This is a genomic window from Ruegeria sp. HKCCD7559 (genome assembly GCF_013110575.1).
Lineage (GTDB): Bacteria > Pseudomonadota > Alphaproteobacteria > Rhodobacterales > Rhodobacteraceae > Ruegeria.
On record NZ_WVQU01000007.1, the window covers coordinates 68,768 to 83,417 of the forward strand.

Consider the following 14,650-nt stretch of genomic DNA (forward strand, 5'->3'; position numbering starts at 1 on the left):
GCCCTCTGGTACTTTCTGCACAAGCAGCGTAAAAGGAATGCTGCGCGCAACATTTGGAGCTTAGCGTCGATGAAAGAGCATCGTGGCCGCCTGACCAAGGACGGCATTCGCATCTATGAACAAGGTGACTTCGCCGGGATGCACGCGGCGGGGGCTTTGGCGGCGCGGATTCTGGATGATATTGCCGAACATGTGTTTCCCGGACAAACCACGGGCGCCATTGACGGGCTGATCACGCAGATGGTCGAAGACGCCGGTGCGACCTCGGCCACCATAGGTTATAAAGGCTATCAGCACGCCAGCTGCATCAGCGTGAACCACGTGGTCTGCCACGGTATTCCAGGTGAGAAAAAGCTGAAGGACGGCGATATCCTGAATATCGACGTCACCGTCATCGTCGATGGCTGGTTTGGCGACACCTCGCGCATGTATGTGGCGGGCAAGCTGCCGCGCAAGGCGGAACGGCTGATCCAGGTGACCCATGACGCACTGTTCAAGGGCATCGAGATGGTCAAGCCGGGCAATACCTTTGGCGACATCGGCCATGCCATCCAGTCCTATGTCGAAGCACATCGGATGAGCGTCGTGCGTGATTTCTGCGGTCATGGTCTGGGTCGTGTGTTTCACGCGCCACCGAACGTGCTGCACTATGGTCGCCCGGGCACCGGTGCCGTTCTGGAAGAGGGTATGTTCTTTACGATCGAACCCATGGTCAATCTGGGTCGCCCGGAAACCAAGACTCTGGCCGACGACTGGACAGCCGTGACCCGCGACAAATCGTTGTCGGCACAGTTCGAACATTCGGTGGGCGTCACCTCGGATGGGGTCGATATCTTTACCCTGTCACCCGCTGGCAAATTTCACCCGACCTATTCCTCCTGATCCGCGGCCTGTTCGCGAAGGAGTTTCAGCAGCATCGTTTCGTCCGCCCACGGCGTAACCGCGTCGTGGATGAAGACCGGCGCGCGCATGGGTTTACGCTCGGGGCCGGTTGAGGCTTCGGTGTCACTGGAAAAGGTCCAGGCAAAAGGTGTCAGGGTGCGGTCCATGCGTGCACACTAGCACAACCGCGGGTCAAAGTCCCAACAACCCATGCGCCTGTGACATGTCCGTGATCACCTCGGCCCCCAGATCCGCCAGCTTTTCACCGCCTCCATGAGGCGCATAAGCAAGGCAACGCATGCCGGCGCGGATCGCCGCCGTGACACCACTGTGGCTGTCTTCGATCACCACCGGAGCCGTCGCGCCAAAGTGCTCGGCGGCCAGGCGGAACATCTTTGGGTCCGGCTTTCCGGTGCCCAGCACATGGGCCGAGAACATCACGTCTTTGAAACGGTCCCAAAGCCCGTTCTGACCCAGAGTGATCTTCATCTTGTCCGGGCTGCCATTCGACGCGACGCAACAGGGGATACCCTTTTGATCCAGCCCCGCAAGCAGGTCTGCGATGCCGGGGACCAATGGCACACCTGCGCGTAGGCGGTCGTAGGTTTCGGCATAGACCTGATCTATCCAGTCTTCGGGCAGAACGGCGCCCATCGCGCGGGCCTTGTCCCGCACCCCCACCATGGTTCCGCCCACGAACAGGGACATGCATTCACGCAGTGCCAGTTGCAGGCCATGATGCGCCAGATTGTCCACCAGCACCTGGTTCGAGATCACCTCGCTGTCCACCAGAACGCCGTCGCAATCGAAAATGACAAGATCGTGCATATGGGATTCCTGCTGTGCCTCGCGCTCGGCCTATCCAAGCTGTCCCGTCAATGCAAACACAGGCCCCGGGCCAAACCGCACGGAACATCTCAGCCTGGCACATCTTTCCACATCAAGGAAATATGCGTGTCGCCATATTTGCGACTGTCTTGCAATGTGAACCCGGCCGGCGCCTGCATCGGGGCATTTTCTTCCCAGACCAACAAGGCATCATCCGCGATCCAGCCATTGGCCAAGGCGGCGACGGCCTTCTGCCCCATGGATTTCCCGTAAGGCGGGTCCAGAAAAACCAGATCGTATGGAGCGCCGGGATTGTCGCCCAACCGGGTCGCATCGCGACGGACCAAGTCGGTACGGTCGGCGCTGCGGGTCAGGTCGATATTCTTGCGTATCAACCCCTGAGCCACCCGCCCGTCATCGACGAAGGTGACATGCGACGCCCCCCGCGACAGCGCCTCGAGCCCCAGCGCCCCGGTTCCCGCGAACAGATCCAGCACGCGCAAACCGTCAAAATCGATCTGGTGGTTGAGCACATTGAACAGGCTTTCACGCACGCGGTCGGTGGTGGGGCGCAGATGCGCGCCCGCATCACCCTTGCCAACCGAGGCGAGGGCGCGGCCCCGGAATTCTCCGGCTATGATCCTCACGCCTTGAGCAGCGGTTTCAGGTCCGCGTTGGGGTCTGCCACGACTTCGGGATCAGCGGTCTTGCCCATTTCGATCAATCGCTTGCCGACCATGTATGCCCGCGGGTCATTCATCGCGTCCACAGCAATCAGCCTGTCGCCTTTGTAATACCAGAAAGACACGGTCTGACCCTCGCCCTTGCGGGTCACCACGCGATCATATCCGGTGTTCAGGCCCGCGATCTGAAGCTTGACGTCGTACTGGTCCGACCAGAACCATGGGGTCGCCACATAATCCTTGGCGGCACCTAGCATGTTCTGCGCCACAATTTCGGCCTGGTCGATGGCGTTTGGGACGCTTTCCAGACGGATACGCCCTTCGCCATGCGGAAAAGAGGCGCAATCGCCCGCCGCCCAGATCGACGGATCAGACGTGCGACCATGGGCATCGGTTTTGATGCCGTTGTCCAGTTCGAGCCCTGCCATCTCGGCCAGTTGGGTTGAGGGGGTGATGCCCACACCAACCACGACGAAATCAACGTCCAGCGTCGTGCCGTCCGTCAACACGGCCCCCACAACCCTGCCATTTTCGCCAATCAGACGATCCAGCCCGACGCCTTCGCGGATGTCGGCACCGTATTCGCTGTGTAACGCGCGGAAATACGCGCTGGTTTCTGGCGCAGCGACCCGTTGCAGGATGCGGTCGGCCATCTCGACCAAGGTGACCTTGACGCCGCGTTTCGCGCAGACGGCGGCGGCCTCGAGCCCGATGTAACCGCCGCCCACAATCAACGCGCGGGCGCCTTCGGTCACTTTGGGTTCCATCTCGTCAATATGGGCCAGGTCGCGCACCACGTGCACGCCGTCCAGATCACCTCCGATGGCGGCAGGCAGGCGGCGCGGATCTGACCCGGTGGTCAGCGCCAGTTCGTCATACGGGATGACTTCATCCCCAACAGTGACCGTCTTGGCCTTGGGGTCGATGCCGGTCACGCGCAGGCCAAGCCGCAGAGTGATGTTGTTTTCGGCATAGAAGTTTTCGGGTCGCAGGAACAGGCGCTCCAGTTCCATCTCTCCAAGAAGATAGGCCTTGGACAAAGGCGGGCGCTGATACGGCAGATGCGGCTCGGCCCCGATCAGAGTAATCTCTCCGTCGAACCCGTCCTTGCGCAACCGCGCCACCAAGGACGCTCCTGCCTGACCCGCGCCAATCACGACAATATGGCTCATGCTTTGCCCACCCTGCAGATTTCCCGTGGTCTCTCTGATTTGACCACCTATATTGCGGCTTAGCCCAATTCTGCAAATCCAAACGACAGGAGCTGAAAAATGATTTCAACAGGAGACACTCTGCCCGAGGCCACACTGATCCAGATGGGGGCCGACGGGCCAGAGGAAGTTCGGATTTCAGACAAGACCAAAGGGCGCAAGGTTGTCATTTTCGCTGTGCCCGGCGCCTATACCGGCACATGCACCACCGCACATGTGCCAAGCTTCATTCGCACCAAAAAGCAGTTCGACGACAAGGGCGTGGACGAGATCATGTGCCTGTCGGTCAACGACCCGTTCGTCATGCAGGCCTGGGGTGAATCCACCGGCGCGGCCGCAGCCGGACTGACCATGGTTTCAGACGCGGCCTCAGAATTCACCAAAGCCATCGGCATGGATTTCGACGCCCCGCCCGTTGGCCTGTTCGCACGCTCGAAACGGTATGCGATGCTGGTCGAGAACGGCAAGGTCACGGCCCTGAACTTGGAAGATAACCCCGGTGCTTGCGGGATCTCGGCGGGTGAAGGTCTGCTGGAGGTGATCTGAATTTGGCCGGCCCCGGTCTGTCCGGGGCCGCGTGAACCCAATTTAACTTGAAGCACTGCCTCAATGCGCGAATACTCGTCGCACAAAATTGGGGAGACTTTTATGAAACTTAAGGTATTTCCATCCATCCTGACCAGCGCAGCCCTTTTGGCAGCCTGCGGTCCGGCCCCAACCCCGCAACAGCAAGCCGCCCGGCAGCACGAAATTGCCTGCCTCAGCGGCACATTGGGCGGCGCCTTGATCGGCGGCGCGATCGGCAACCAGTTCGGCGGCGGATCGGGCAAGACGATCCTGACCGCAGCCGGCGCTGCTGCCGGTGGCATTGAAGGCCAAAGGTTTGCATGCTGAGGAGATTGGACATGAAACGGACGATTTTTGTATTCACGGCTGCATTCCTAGCCTCGGCGACCAATGCCGAAACCGTGGCCGAGCTGCATGAAAAAGAATTGAATGCCATCGACGCAAACAATGACGGGTTCCTGTCCAAAGACGAATTCGACGCTTTTTCAGACTATGCGTTTCAGGCCATGGACGAAGACAAGAACGGCACACTGGGTCAGGCCGAGGCCAAGCCGTTTCTGGACATAAAGCAGTTCCAGAATGTTGACCGCAACAAGGACAGCTTTATCTCAAGATCTGAATATGATGCCCAGATGAATGAAGATTTTGGTGCGGCAGATCAGAATGGCAATGGTCAACTGGACTAAGCCCGCCTGAAGGAGCTTGCTATGAAAAAATGGATCGGAATGGGTGCTTTGGCACTGGCCGCGGCCTGTGACGTTCAGCAATCTCCTGTGGTGACGGGGCCTGACGGACAGGCCCGCATCCAGATCAATCCGTCTGGCCTGACCTGCTATGAAAACCGGTGTCTGGATATCAACCCAGCGGCGCGCAGCGTGCGCCAGATCGGGAACAAGACCACTGGCATCCCAAGGTCCATCGATGTCAGCGATGGCACCGTCACACCTGCGGAATTCAAGCAGATGGGCACGGCTGCGTCGCTTGCCGGTGGCCAAGGGTCAGGCAACGACCGCTAGCACAGACTGTCCATCTTTCGGGCCAGTTTGGCGTCCAGTGACGACAGGCCGCCTACGTCATGGGTGGACAGAACCACCTCGACCGTGCGGTAGACGTTGGACCATTCTGGATGATGGTTCCATTTCTCGGCCCAGATCGCCACTTGCGTCATCCAGCCAAATGCGTGCACGAAGTTGTCGAAAATGAAGGTCTTGGTGATCGCGTCGCGGCCTTCGACCATGGTCCAGCCGTTTTTGAACAGCGGATCCAGCAGCGGGCCACGGGTCTCGGCGGACAAAAGTTCAGTCATTGCTGTTCCTCCGGGTTCGATTTCCTGAACGGGCCGTAATCCGTCAGAATCTCGATCTCTTCTCCCACTGCGCGGCCTTCGGCGTCCAGATATTTTTTGACGGCATCGGCAAATCCCGGATCGCCGACCCAGTGCAAGCTATGCGTGCGCGTCGGCAAATAGCCCCGCGCCAGCTTGTGTTCACCCTGAGCGCCCGCTTCTACCCGGGCCAGACCGTGGGCAATGGCAAAGTCTATCGCCCTATAGTAGCACAGTTCGAAATGCAGGCAGGCATGATGTTCAATGCAGCCCCAATACCGCCCAAAAAGCGTTTCGCGGCCTATGAAGTTCAGCGCACCCGCAATGGCATGACCATCCCGTTCAGCCAAAACCAGGGCCATGTCCTTCGCCATCGTCTCTTGTGCGATGTCAAAAAACTGACGCGTCAGATAGGGCGACCCCCATTTTCGCGCCCCGGTATCCTGATAGAACCGCCAAAATGCATCCCAGTGTTCCGGGCGCAGGTCATCGCCCGTCAATGTGTGGATTTCACCGCCAAAACCATTGGCCTGCGCGCGTTCCTTGCGGATGTTCTTGCGCTTGCGTGAGGACAAGGCCGCTAGGAAGTCATCGAATTCGGCGTAGCCATCATTCAGCCAGTGAAACTGCTGCGAGCTGCGAAGCATTAGCCCCATCTGCTCTCCGGCCAATGCCTCGGCTTCTGTACAGAAGGTTACGTGAACCGAAGAGACCTGATTGTCGGCCGCCAGTTGAACGGCACCCTGCACCAAAGCCGACATTCCGATCCTGTCATAACCCGGGCGCACCAGAAACCGCCGCCCGGTGGCGGGTGTGAACGGCACCGCAATTTGCAGCTTGGGATAATACCGTCCGCCTGCGCTTTCATAGGCATGGGCCCAGCTGTGGTCAAAGATGTATTCGCCCTGGCTGTGCGATTTGGCATACATCGGGGCCGCTGCGATCAGGATCCCGTCAAGAAAGGCGGTCAGGTATTGCGGTTGCCAACCCGTACCGCGCCCGACCGAGCCGCTTTCCTCGAGCGCCAGCAAAAAGCGATGCGTGGTGAAGGGATCAAGGGGCCGCCCACCATCAGCGGCCTCGGGGCAGGCGCAGGCATCCCACTCGGCCGCTGAAATCCGCGACAGAGACCCAATGACCTGAACTTCGATTTGGGCCTGATCCATGTTTCCTCCGCACCAGCCCTATATCTGTGACCGAGGCGGCAAGGTTCAAGCTGAATGCGCGGCCAGATACCCTTCGAAGGTCACATTGTCGGCAACCATGCGGGCCTCTGCCTCTTGTTCAGGCGTTCGGACGGTCCAGCACAGGATCGGCACGCCCTGCGCCTTCAGTTCGGCCACACGCGGGCGGGAAAGATCTTCCGCCTCGTGACTGATGAAACCGGCCCCGACACGGTCAAAATCAGGAATGTCGCGCAGGGTGTCGCAGACGTCTTGCGGCAGAAGCTCGACACTGGGCTCATAGGCGCAAGTCGTGATGCCGCGCGGCAGATGCGGGGCCAGCCGCGCCAGTTCCGCAACCGAGTTTGGATTGAAGGACATCAGGGCCACCGGGCCGTCATAGCCCTGCAATGCGCGCACGGTGTCGTGCTCGAGGGCGCCGATATTCATACCCATAACGCCGTCCTGATCCTTCAGCTCGATCAGCAGCGGCACCTGGCCTGCGACCATGTCCAGCACTTGATCCAGCGTTGGAATGCCGTCATCCCCATACAGAAGGGTCAATTCAGACGCCGCCGCCGCCGACACCTGCCGGATCGGCCCGGGCTGGCCGGTCAGACGCCCCATGTCGTAATCATGGAACACGACGGCACGATCATCAGATGTCAGCTGAAGGTCGATCTCGATCCCGTATCCGGCATCAATGGCGGCACGAATGGCCGCCCGGCTGTTTTCCGGGCGGTTGTTCGAGACGTCATGCAGCGCCCGATGAGCAATCGGGGCCTGCAAAAACGCAGTTGGCAGGGGCGGTATCATTCGATCTCGAATATCCCTTCGATCTCGACCGCCACGCCCAAAGGCAGCGACGCAGCACTTACGGCAGAGCGCGAGTGGCGACCGGCGTCGCCCAGCGCTTCGACCAGAAAGTCGGATGCGCCGTTGATCACTTGCGGCTGCGCAGTGAAATCTGCGGTCGAGTTCACGAAACCGGTCAGCTTGATGACACGCACCAGTTTGTCGATATCTCCGCCACAGGCCGCCTTGACCTGTGCCAGCAGATTGATCGCGCAGACCCGCGCCGCTGCGGCTCCGGTCTCGACATCCATATCATCGCCCAGCTTGCCGGTGATCAGCTCGTCTGATTTCGATATCTGGCCGGACACGTACACGATATTGCCCACACGCACATACGGCACATAATTTGCCGCTGGCGCGGGTGCGTCGCCCAGCGTGACACCGAGGCTTTCCAATTTTGCAGCGATGCTCATTGAGAGGGTCCTTCCCTGATTGACTCTGCCGGACGCTAACCGGGAAGCACAGCCGTGGAAAGACGGAATGCGGCAAATTCCGGCTTGCATGCGATCTGAGCATATCTTTACTTATTATGACTTGTAGATACTCAATTACTTTACCCGGACCTGACGGACAGGTTACACGCTAGGTGTTTCATTTGAGACCTGAAACGACTATGTGACAAGAACTTGTGCCTTACCGGCGTGTAAGTATTGGTGAATTGTGATTGTTGGCCCGACAGAGAGGATGTCGGGCATTTGGGAGAAGCAAAGATCGTGTCGAGCAGATTTCGCCTGAAACACCTGGTTGTCCTGTCACTCATGGCCATTCTGTCCGCCTGTGCAACGACCCCGCCCGAGGGTGCCTCTCGCAGCGACGTGTTCGACCCTTACGAAAACGCGAACCGGGGAATTCACAAGTTCAATCTGGGCGTTGACCGATTTCTGTTTCGACCTGCGTCGAAAGGGTACGTGAAGATCGTTCCTGATCCCATGGTCACCAGTTTCAGCACATTCGCCGAAAACATCTCGTTGCCCGGACAAGCGGTCGACTACCTGCTTCAGGGCAACCCGAAACAGATGGGCAATGCGCTGCTGCGATTTGTGATCAACATGACCGTGGGCGGCTTTGGCCTGTCCGCGCCCGCAGATGAGCTGAACCTGCCGCCCGTCGATACTGATTTCGGCGAGACCCTGCACGTCTGGGGGGTCGGTGAAGGGGCTTATGTTGAACTGCCTTTCTATGGCCCGTCGACCCAAAGGGATGCCATCGGGGTCGTGATCAACTTGTTCTCGAATCCGATCAATTTTACCCCGGTCCGGCCCGCCGACAATCTGGGCGTTTATGCCGAAGTCGTTCGCCGCATGGGCGATCGTGGACGGTTCTCGGATACCGTGGACTCGATTCTGTATGAAAGCGCAGACAGTTATGCGCAGGCCCGCCTGATCTATCTGCAAAACCGTCGCTTCGAACTGGCAAGAGATGACGAAGACGCCTATCTGGATTTGTATTCTGACCCCTATGCCGAAACCGGGACAGACCCGGTCAGGGACCCCTATCTAGACCCCTACGAGGACCCCTATGCTGAATAACGAGTTGAACCGCCGTAACTTTGTCGCAGCCGGTCTGGCTTTGGCCGTCTTGCCCAAATCCGCGTTTGCCCAAACCGAGGCATCAGCCAAGGCACTGGTTAACAGTGTGGTCAACGACATCAACAGGGTTATCGCATCGGGCAAGTCAGAGAATGCGATGCTGCGTGATTTCGAGAAGATCTTTGTGCAATATGCCGACGTCCCGATCATGGCGCGTTATGCCCTCGGTGCCGATGCCCGCACGGCCACCCCATCCCAGCTAAAGCAATTCACCAAGGCTTTTCAAGGCTATATCTCGCGTAAATATGGTCGCCGCTTCCGCGAGTTCATCGGCGGTGAGGTCAACGTGCGCAATGCCCGCAAGATCAAGGCCGGATATGAAGTGCGCACAATTGTCAAGCTGCGCGGCTCGGCTCCGTTTGATGTGACGTTCCTTGTTTCGGACAAGTCAGGGCGTGAAAAATTCTACAACATGTTCATCGAAGGCGTGAATTTGTTGCTGACCGAGCGTACCGAAATCGGCGCGATGCTGGATGCCCGCAAAGGCAACCTGGACCAGTTGATCAAAGACCTGAACAAGACGGGCTGATCCATTTCACTTGCGGCGGGACATTGAATTACGCCTTTGACAACAGTGGGGCAGAGGCGTCTGACCACCTGTTTTTTCAGCGCGCCGCGGCTACATGTCGAGGTCACGGCATGTAGCTGCGCACCAAAGCGCCTGCAATCAAAGCCCACCCATCGGCGATCACGAAAAACGCCAGCTTGAATGGCAAGGATACGATGGCCGGAGGCACCATCATCATACCCATCGACATCAATACAGCGGCCACGACAAGATCGATGATCAGAAACGGCAGGAAAATCAGAAACCCGATCTGAAACGCCCGCGCGATTTCCGACAGCATGAAGGACGGCATCAAGACAGACAACGGCGCTTGTGCGGACAACTCCATAGCCTCACCGCTGGGGCGCAAAGCCGCCATGGCATAGAACGTGTCCGCATCCAGTCGGGCCGCCATGAAGGCACGGAACGGCTCTAACGCGCGCTCCAACGCTGGTTCCACTTCCATCGTCTCTTCCATCATCGGTCGTATCCCTGTCGCCCATGCTTCTGAAAACACCGGGTCCATGATGAAATAGGTCAGGAACAACGCCAGGCTGACCAACAGCATATTGGGCGGAGATTGTTGCAGGCCGATCCCTTGCCGCAGGATCGACAGAACGGTGATCAGGAAGGGAAAGCAGGTGATCATGATCGCCAACCCCGGAGCGATGCTCAGGACTGTGATCAGCAGAATCAGCTGGATCGTCCGGGCGGAAATCGAGCCGCCCTCGCCCAGGGACAAGGTCAAATCCTGGGCAGCGGCCAGTGAGGGCGTCAACACGGCCACCAAAGCCAGGCAGAATACATAGCGCATCAACCGATTCCGTTGTGCAAATCCGCAATCTCGGTCAAGCGCACTGCAAGTTGCCCTGCCTGATCGCCTTCCATTTCTTCCAACAGCCCGCGCGCCACCAACTGATCCCCAACATAGAGGTCAACCGGATCTTCGATCCGTTTGTCCAGGGTCAGCACGGCATTCTCTCCCATGTTCAACAGGTCCTTGATCAATGGGCGCGCACGACCAACGGAAACGGTCACTTCAATCGGGACCGAGTCGAAGGGGTTGGGTTTTTCAGATTTCGGGATCTGGGTGTCATTCATTGGACAAAGCCTCTCTTGTCTCAAAGACATAAGCGTCAAAGGTCTGTTCGATGGCGGCGAGCAAAGCGGTGCAATCAACCTCACGCCGGCTCGTGCCGACCTGAAGGCGGGCCTGACCCGGCTCCAGTTCAGAGTGTTCGATCACCTGAGGAGTAGAATGCAGATCTTGCGGCAACAGCGCTGCGACACTCTCGGCACATCCCAGCGGCACCAAAATCTGCATCGGCTGCTCTATCCGCGAACGCGCCATTTCACAGAGTTGCTCCACAATGCGGGCTGCCAGGCCCCGATCGGCCATCTCAGGCAGTACGGTCTGAACCAGGCTGGTGAACATGGGCTCCAGCGACAGGGTCATGCGGGCGATGGCTTCGTGATAGGTGAAAGACATATCCTCAAGCGACCTTGCCAATTCAGCCGAAATCTGGCTGCGGCTTTGCTCCTGCGCCCGCGAGGCATCTTCCCAACCGGCCCCATACCCGTCTTCGAAGGCAGAGAGCCGTTGTTCTTCCAGCGTGTCCTCATTCAAGATCAGAACGGGCCCCGTACCGGTCTGGGTGGTGAAATCCTCAAGAAGATGGGCAATCGACATCATACCCGCTCCTCGCCTTCTTCAAGCCAACTGCGCAGGATCTCGACAGTTTCTTCCTGCTTGTCACCGATCATGGCGCGCAGCCGGTCGACAGGATCCTCAGTGGCGTTCGAGCCGAGAGCCGGAACACCACGCTCTGCCGGCAGGGTCGAGTGCTCTGCCGGTTCCTCCGGTGCGATTTCACCTGTCAGTGCCAGGGTATCCGAATCCGCCCCTCCTGCCGCCGCCAGCAGCGCCGGTGTCGGTGTTGCATTTGTCAGGATCGGGCGGATCACGAACAAGGCCAGCACGAGCGAAACCAAAGCCAGCACAGCCATCTGTATCAAGGACATGACATCCAGATGGATGTTCTGCCAGAGCGACGACGAAACTAGAGTGCCCTGTGGTTCGACCGACGGCAAATCCATGGATTTCAGTGTAATAACGTCCCCGCGCGCCGCATCGTACCCGACTGCCGACGCCACGAGCTCTTCCAGAGCGGTAAGCTCTTCCTGAGGCAAGGGCGTGAAGACTTCGGCACCGGAGGCGTCCACCGATCTTTTCCCATTGACCAGAACTGCAACCGTCAGACGCTTGATCGCGCCGGGGGCTTCATGGACTTCCAGCTCTGTCTCGGAGACTTCGTAGTTCACCCGCTCACGAGTCTGGGTAGCCGTCGAGTTCGATTCGTCCCCGCCCGCCGCATCGCCATCCGGCAGGTTCGACGCCACGGTGACATCCGATGACTGATTTCGGGCGCTGTCCGAACGTTCTTCGACATCCGTGCTGATCGCCACGCGGCCTTTGGGGTCAAAGCGCCGCTCGCGAATGGATTCCGTCCTGGTTTCGGTATCGACACTGACTTCGACCACGGCGTTGCCGGTACCGACACGCGCCTCGACCAGACGCAGAACACGTTCCCGCAACTGGCGCGACTTGTCGTCCGAAGTGTCCGCAGGCGCTGCGGTATCCTGCCCGCTAATCACGGCCCCGTGCGAATCAACCACCGTGACGTTCTCGGGCGTCAGGCCGCTGACGGCCGAGGCAACGAGGAACCGGATGGCCTTGGCCTGATCCCCGGTAATTTCGGTCCCGGATGGCACGAGGTAGACCGAAGCCGTTGGTGACACGCTGCGCTGAAACGGGTTTGCCGTCCCGTTGGCAATATGGACGCGCGCCTGACTTATATGCGGGCTACCGACAATCGTCCGCGCCAGTTCACCCTCTTTCGCGCGCCAATAGGCAGCATCGAACATCTGAGAGGTAGTGCCAAACCCGCTTAGCGAATCAAGCAGTTCGTACCCTTTATTGCCGTTTGCGGGCAGGCCTTCGCTGGCAAGGGTCATTCGCAGCTCGTCGCGCTGCGCGCCGGATACGTAGATCGATCCGCCCCGAATTTCATATGTGACGCCGCGCTGGTCCAGCGCGCGTACTATTTCCCCGGCGGCACCGCTTTCCAGACCCGCATAAAGCAGCGTCATGGACGGAGCCGTTACAAGGCGCGACATGCCAAGGATTCCCAGAAACACCAGCGCAACCGCACCGGCGACGATGATTTGTTTACGCCTGTCCAAATTAGCCCAGACAGTTCCGATCTGCTGCACGCTCACCTCCGACTCGCCGGCATTCTGCCCGACGCACCCTCTGTTTGGACGATTGCTCTTAACAATCGGTTAGTCCCTGCGCGGTTATGACGGGGTCGGAACGGATGAATGAGGACGTCATGACCGACGCAACCGACGAACTGGCGGAACCCACCGGGAAAAAAGGGAAAAAGGGAATGCTGATCGGTATGCTTCTTGCCATCGCCGGCGCTGCGGGCGGGTATTTCCTGACGTCATCCGGATTGATTCCGCTGGGTGGCAAGGCCGCGGTTGAGGCCGGCAAGGACAAGGCGAAAGAGGAACCTGCCAAAGCGCTGGCAGATGTCGGGTTCATTGATCTGCCGCCGGTTGTTGTATCGGTGAATTCCGGCAAGTCACGACATTTGAAGTTCCACGCTCAGCTCGAAGTTAACGCGCCGTACATAGCTGATGTGAAAAAAATGCAGCCACGAATCATGGATGTCCTGAACGGATACCTGCGAGCCGTCGAATTGAAGGACCTGGAGGATTCGCTGGCATTGACGCGCATCCGAGGTCACCTGCTGCGACGCATTGGAATTGTCGTTGGCGAAGGGCGCGTTCGCGATGTGCTGGTGATGGAATTTGTACTGAATTAGGAGGCGGAATTGGAGCTGATTGCGGATATTTTGCTGGTCGCCGGTGCGTTGGGCGCGGGTCTTTATTGTTTTGTGCTGTCGCGCCGCCTCAGGCGGTTCACCGATCTTGAAAAAGGCGTCGGTGGCGCGGTGGCCGTGTTGTCGACCCAGGCAGAAGAGCTGAAGAAATCCCTGGACAGCGCGCGAAATGCCTCTGATCAATCGGGGGATCAGCTGAAGGCGCTGACGCAAAGGGCTGAGACCGTGGCGCAGCGCCTGGAGCTGATGATGGCATCTCTGCATGATATCATCCCCGAAGAAGAAGCTGCTGCCCCCGAAACGGCAAAGCCTGTCCAAGACGAGCCCCAGCCCGAAGAGGAACAGGGCACCAAGCACGAGAAAGCAGCGGAACCGGTCGAAACTGGTGCGCGTGAAGAGCAAGCCAAGGCGCCAGAGGGCCTGATGTTCTTCCGCCATGACCGCAAGCAGAACGGGGCGCAGGTATGAGCCTTGCGCGCAACGCCAAACACGATACACGCCCGCGCGGTGGTGTGCTTGCTGTCATCTCATTGCTGATGATCGGCTCGGCAGCCATTCGCGTTGGCTTGGAGGCAGGACCCGCGCTCGCCAAACCGGCGACACACGAAGCCGTGGAAAACGAGCCTGCCGCGTCCGAAACACGCGATGTTCAGGTTGTGCTGGCGGAGCTTTTGCGCCGGGAGGATCGCGTCAAACAGCGAGAGGCTGAATTACGCGATCAGGAAAAAGCACTGGAGATCGCAACCCAGGCCGTTGAAACGCGTCTGACGGCCCTGAAGGAAGCAGAAGATGCCCTGCGTGCCACGTTGGCGGTTGCGGACAAAGCGGCAGAGAACGATCTGGCGCGCCTGACGGATGTTTACCAGAACATGAAACCCAAGGACGCAGCCGCGTTGTTTGAAACCATGGACCCGACCTTTGCCGCAGGGTTCCTGTCCCGCATGCCGGCGGACGCAGCGGCTGGCGTACTGGCGGGCCTGAGCCCCGAAGCGGCCTATACAATCAGCGTTGTCATGGCCGGACGCAACGCCTCGGCCCCACAGGAGTAGTCGCTCGTGTTGCCCGGTAACGCACAGAACTCATCTGGAGATCT

At 59.0% G+C, this 14,650-nt stretch carries 22 protein-coding genes; 10 read left to right on the forward strand and 12 right to left on the reverse strand.

Annotated elements, in window-relative coordinates:
* The first annotated feature begins 69 nt into the window (after window positions 1-69).
* Entirely contained in the window at window positions 70-882 is an 813-nt protein-coding gene (map, locus tag GS605_RS16605; RefSeq protein WP_171637336.1) for a type I methionyl aminopeptidase, read from the forward strand.
* On the opposite strand, the gene GS605_RS16610 is transcribed toward map, so the two are convergent.
* The 4 genes from GS605_RS16610 to GS605_RS16625 form a co-directional block, all read right to left on the reverse strand.
* Entirely contained in the window at window positions 870-1,049 is a 180-nt protein-coding gene (locus GS605_RS16610; RefSeq protein ID WP_171724698.1) for a hypothetical protein, read from the reverse strand. The two genes, map and GS605_RS16610, sit on opposite strands and share 13 nt — an antisense overlap.
* A gap of 25 nt (window positions 1,050-1,074) precedes the next feature.
* Window positions 1,075-1,710, reverse strand: a complete 636-nt coding sequence (locus GS605_RS16615; protein WP_171724699.1) for an HAD family phosphatase — start codon at window positions 1,708-1,710, stop codon at window positions 1,075-1,077.
* 89 nt (window positions 1,711-1,799) lie between these two features.
* Window positions 1,800-2,357, reverse strand: a complete 558-nt coding sequence (gene rsmD / locus GS605_RS16620; protein ID WP_171724700.1) for a 16S rRNA (guanine(966)-N(2))-methyltransferase RsmD — start codon at window positions 2,355-2,357, stop codon at window positions 1,800-1,802.
* A complete protein-coding gene (locus GS605_RS16625; RefSeq protein ID WP_171724701.1) occupies window positions 2,354-3,565 on the reverse strand; it encodes an NAD(P)/FAD-dependent oxidoreductase in 1,212 nt (403 codons plus the stop codon). The genes rsmD and GS605_RS16625 overlap by 4 nt, the downstream gene beginning before the upstream one ends.
* A 99-nt stretch (window positions 3,566-3,664) precedes the next feature.
* Between GS605_RS16625 and GS605_RS16630 the strand changes: the two genes are divergently transcribed.
* From GS605_RS16630 to GS605_RS16645, 4 genes are all read left to right on the forward strand, one after another.
* Window positions 3,665-4,150, forward strand: a complete 486-nt coding sequence (locus GS605_RS16630; protein ID WP_171637345.1) for a peroxiredoxin — start codon at window positions 3,665-3,667, stop codon at window positions 4,148-4,150.
* A 102-nt stretch (window positions 4,151-4,252) separates the two neighbouring features.
* On the forward strand, window positions 4,253-4,498 hold the full coding sequence (locus tag GS605_RS16635) for a glycine zipper 2TM domain-containing protein (protein ID WP_171637346.1): 246 nt from the start codon (window positions 4,253-4,255) through the stop codon (window positions 4,496-4,498).
* A gap of 11 nt (window positions 4,499-4,509) precedes the next feature.
* Window positions 4,510-4,857 carry a hypothetical protein gene (locus GS605_RS16640; RefSeq protein ID WP_171724702.1) on the forward strand — a complete coding sequence of 116 codons (348 nt, stop codon included), beginning with the start codon at window positions 4,510-4,512 and terminating at the stop codon, window positions 4,855-4,857.
* A 21-nt stretch (window positions 4,858-4,878) separates the two neighbouring features.
* Window positions 4,879-5,187 (forward strand): hypothetical protein, encoded by a 309-nt coding sequence (locus tag GS605_RS16645; protein ID WP_171637348.1) that lies wholly within the window; start codon window positions 4,879-4,881, stop codon window positions 5,185-5,187.
* Here GS605_RS16645 and GS605_RS16650 read toward each other — a convergent pair.
* The 4 genes from GS605_RS16650 to GS605_RS16665 are packed head-to-tail and all read right to left on the reverse strand — an operon-like array spanning window position 5,184 to window position 7,926.
* Window positions 5,184-5,477: a 4a-hydroxytetrahydrobiopterin dehydratase gene (locus GS605_RS16650; RefSeq protein WP_152459417.1), complete on the reverse strand. Its 294-nt coding sequence runs from the start codon at window positions 5,475-5,477 to the stop codon at window positions 5,184-5,186. The two genes, GS605_RS16645 and GS605_RS16650, sit on opposite strands and share 4 nt — an antisense overlap.
* Window positions 5,474-6,661 carry a GNAT family N-acetyltransferase gene (locus GS605_RS16655; RefSeq protein WP_171637349.1) on the reverse strand — a complete coding sequence of 396 codons (1,188 nt, stop codon included), beginning with the start codon at window positions 6,659-6,661 and terminating at the stop codon, window positions 5,474-5,476. The genes GS605_RS16650 and GS605_RS16655 overlap by 4 nt, the downstream gene beginning before the upstream one ends.
* Window positions 6,662-6,706: 45 nt before the next feature.
* The gene (locus GS605_RS16660; RefSeq protein ID WP_171724703.1) at window positions 6,707-7,474 is read right to left on the reverse strand and encodes a glycerophosphodiester phosphodiesterase family protein; all 768 of its coding nucleotides are present in this window, start codon (window positions 7,472-7,474) and stop codon (window positions 6,707-6,709) included.
* Window positions 7,471-7,926 (reverse strand): RidA family protein, encoded by a 456-nt coding sequence (locus GS605_RS16665; RefSeq protein ID WP_171724704.1) that lies wholly within the window; start codon window positions 7,924-7,926, stop codon window positions 7,471-7,473. The genes GS605_RS16660 and GS605_RS16665 overlap by 4 nt, the downstream gene beginning before the upstream one ends.
* Window positions 7,927-8,271: 345 nt before the next feature.
* On the opposite strand from GS605_RS16665, the gene GS605_RS16670 reads away from it, so the two are divergent.
* Both GS605_RS16670 and GS605_RS16675 read left to right on the forward strand, forming a co-directional pair.
* Window positions 8,272-9,042: a VacJ family lipoprotein gene (locus GS605_RS16670; RefSeq protein WP_171637476.1), complete on the forward strand. Its 771-nt coding sequence runs from the start codon at window positions 8,272-8,274 to the stop codon at window positions 9,040-9,042.
* On the forward strand, window positions 9,032-9,631 hold the full coding sequence (locus GS605_RS16675) for a phospholipid-binding protein MlaC (protein WP_171637351.1): 600 nt from the start codon (window positions 9,032-9,034) through the stop codon (window positions 9,629-9,631). The genes GS605_RS16670 and GS605_RS16675 overlap by 11 nt, the downstream gene beginning before the upstream one ends.
* A 103-nt stretch (window positions 9,632-9,734) precedes the next feature.
* Here GS605_RS16675 and fliP read toward each other — a convergent pair whose 3' ends face one another.
* The 4 genes from fliP to fliF are packed head-to-tail and all read right to left on the reverse strand — an operon-like array spanning window position 9,735 to window position 12,922.
* Window positions 9,735-10,463: a flagellar type III secretion system pore protein FliP gene (fliP, locus tag GS605_RS16680; protein WP_171724705.1), complete on the reverse strand. Its 729-nt coding sequence runs from the start codon at window positions 10,461-10,463 to the stop codon at window positions 9,735-9,737.
* Window positions 10,463-10,750 (reverse strand): FliM/FliN family flagellar motor C-terminal domain-containing protein, encoded by a 288-nt coding sequence (locus GS605_RS16685; RefSeq protein ID WP_152459423.1) that lies wholly within the window; start codon window positions 10,748-10,750, stop codon window positions 10,463-10,465. Before GS605_RS16685 ends, fliP begins: the two co-directional genes overlap by 1 nt.
* Window positions 10,743-11,342, reverse strand: coding sequence for an ABC transporter ATP-binding protein (locus tag GS605_RS16690; RefSeq protein WP_253283337.1), 600 nt, complete (start codon window positions 11,340-11,342; stop codon window positions 10,743-10,745). The genes GS605_RS16685 and GS605_RS16690 overlap by 8 nt, the downstream gene beginning before the upstream one ends.
* Complete coding sequence (gene fliF / locus GS605_RS16695; protein ID WP_171724706.1) at window positions 11,339-12,922, reverse strand: flagellar basal-body MS-ring/collar protein FliF; 1,584 nt, start codon at window positions 12,920-12,922, stop codon at window positions 11,339-11,341. The genes GS605_RS16690 and fliF overlap by 4 nt, the downstream gene beginning before the upstream one ends.
* Window positions 12,923-13,041: 119 nt before the next feature.
* On the opposite strand from fliF, the gene fliL reads away from it, so the two are divergent.
* From fliL to GS605_RS16710, 3 genes are read left to right on the forward strand one after another with little or no spacing between them, the layout of a single operon-like run.
* Window positions 13,042-13,539, forward strand: a complete 498-nt coding sequence (gene fliL / locus GS605_RS16700; RefSeq protein ID WP_171724707.1) for a flagellar basal body-associated protein FliL — start codon at window positions 13,042-13,044, stop codon at window positions 13,537-13,539.
* A gap of 9 nt (window positions 13,540-13,548) precedes the next feature.
* On the forward strand, window positions 13,549-14,025 hold the full coding sequence (locus GS605_RS16705) for a hypothetical protein (RefSeq protein WP_171724708.1): 477 nt from the start codon (window positions 13,549-13,551) through the stop codon (window positions 14,023-14,025).
* Entirely contained in the window at window positions 14,022-14,606 is a 585-nt protein-coding gene (locus GS605_RS16710) for a MotE family protein (protein WP_171637360.1), read from the forward strand. Before GS605_RS16705 ends, GS605_RS16710 begins: the two co-directional genes overlap by 4 nt.
* Window positions 14,607-14,650 lie beyond the last annotated feature (44 nt).

Bases quoted from the DNA above. Each gene is read 5' to 3' on its own strand.
- map (WP_171637336.1), top strand. From the start codon at position 70: ATGAAAGAGCATCGTGGCCGCCTGACCAAGGACGGCATTCGCATCTAT.
- GS605_RS16610 (WP_171724698.1), bottom strand. From the start codon at position 1,049: ATGGACCGCACCCTGACACCTTTTGCCTGGACCTTTTCCAGTGACACC.
- GS605_RS16615 (WP_171724699.1), bottom strand. From the start codon at position 1,710: ATGCACGATCTTGTCATTTTCGATTGCGACGGCGTTCTGGTGGACAGC.
- GS605_RS16625 (WP_171724701.1), bottom strand. From the start codon at position 3,565: ATGAGCCATATTGTCGTGATTGGCGCGGGTCAGGCAGGAGCGTCCTTG.
- GS605_RS16630 (WP_171637345.1), top strand. From the start codon at position 3,665: ATGATTTCAACAGGAGACACTCTGCCCGAGGCCACACTGATCCAGATG.
- GS605_RS16635 (WP_171637346.1), top strand. From the start codon at position 4,253: ATGAAACTTAAGGTATTTCCATCCATCCTGACCAGCGCAGCCCTTTTG.
- GS605_RS16640 (WP_171724702.1), top strand. From the start codon at position 4,510: ATGAAACGGACGATTTTTGTATTCACGGCTGCATTCCTAGCCTCGGCG.
- GS605_RS16645 (WP_171637348.1), top strand. From the start codon at position 4,879: ATGAAAAAATGGATCGGAATGGGTGCTTTGGCACTGGCCGCGGCCTGT.
- GS605_RS16650 (WP_152459417.1), bottom strand. From the start codon at position 5,477: ATGACTGAACTTTTGTCCGCCGAGACCCGTGGCCCGCTGCTGGATCCG.
- GS605_RS16655 (WP_171637349.1), bottom strand. From the start codon at position 6,661: ATGGATCAGGCCCAAATCGAAGTTCAGGTCATTGGGTCTCTGTCGCGG.
- GS605_RS16660 (WP_171724703.1), bottom strand. From the start codon at position 7,474: ATGATACCGCCCCTGCCAACTGCGTTTTTGCAGGCCCCGATTGCTCAT.
- GS605_RS16665 (WP_171724704.1), bottom strand. From the start codon at position 7,926: ATGAGCATCGCTGCAAAATTGGAAAGCCTCGGTGTCACGCTGGGCGAC.
- GS605_RS16670 (WP_171637476.1), top strand. From the start codon at position 8,272: ATGGCCATTCTGTCCGCCTGTGCAACGACCCCGCCCGAGGGTGCCTCT.
- GS605_RS16675 (WP_171637351.1), top strand. From the start codon at position 9,032: ATGCTGAATAACGAGTTGAACCGCCGTAACTTTGTCGCAGCCGGTCTG.
- fliP (WP_171724705.1), bottom strand. From the start codon at position 10,463: ATGCGCTATGTATTCTGCCTGGCTTTGGTGGCCGTGTTGACGCCCTCA.
- GS605_RS16685 (WP_152459423.1), bottom strand. From the start codon at position 10,750: ATGAATGACACCCAGATCCCGAAATCTGAAAAACCCAACCCCTTCGAC.
- GS605_RS16690 (WP_253283337.1), bottom strand. From the start codon at position 11,342: ATGATGTCGATTGCCCATCTTCTTGAGGATTTCACCACCCAGACCGGT.
- fliL (WP_171724707.1), top strand. From the start codon at position 13,042: ATGACCGACGCAACCGACGAACTGGCGGAACCCACCGGGAAAAAAGGG.
- GS605_RS16710 (WP_171637360.1), top strand. From the start codon at position 14,022: ATGAGCCTTGCGCGCAACGCCAAACACGATACACGCCCGCGCGGTGGT.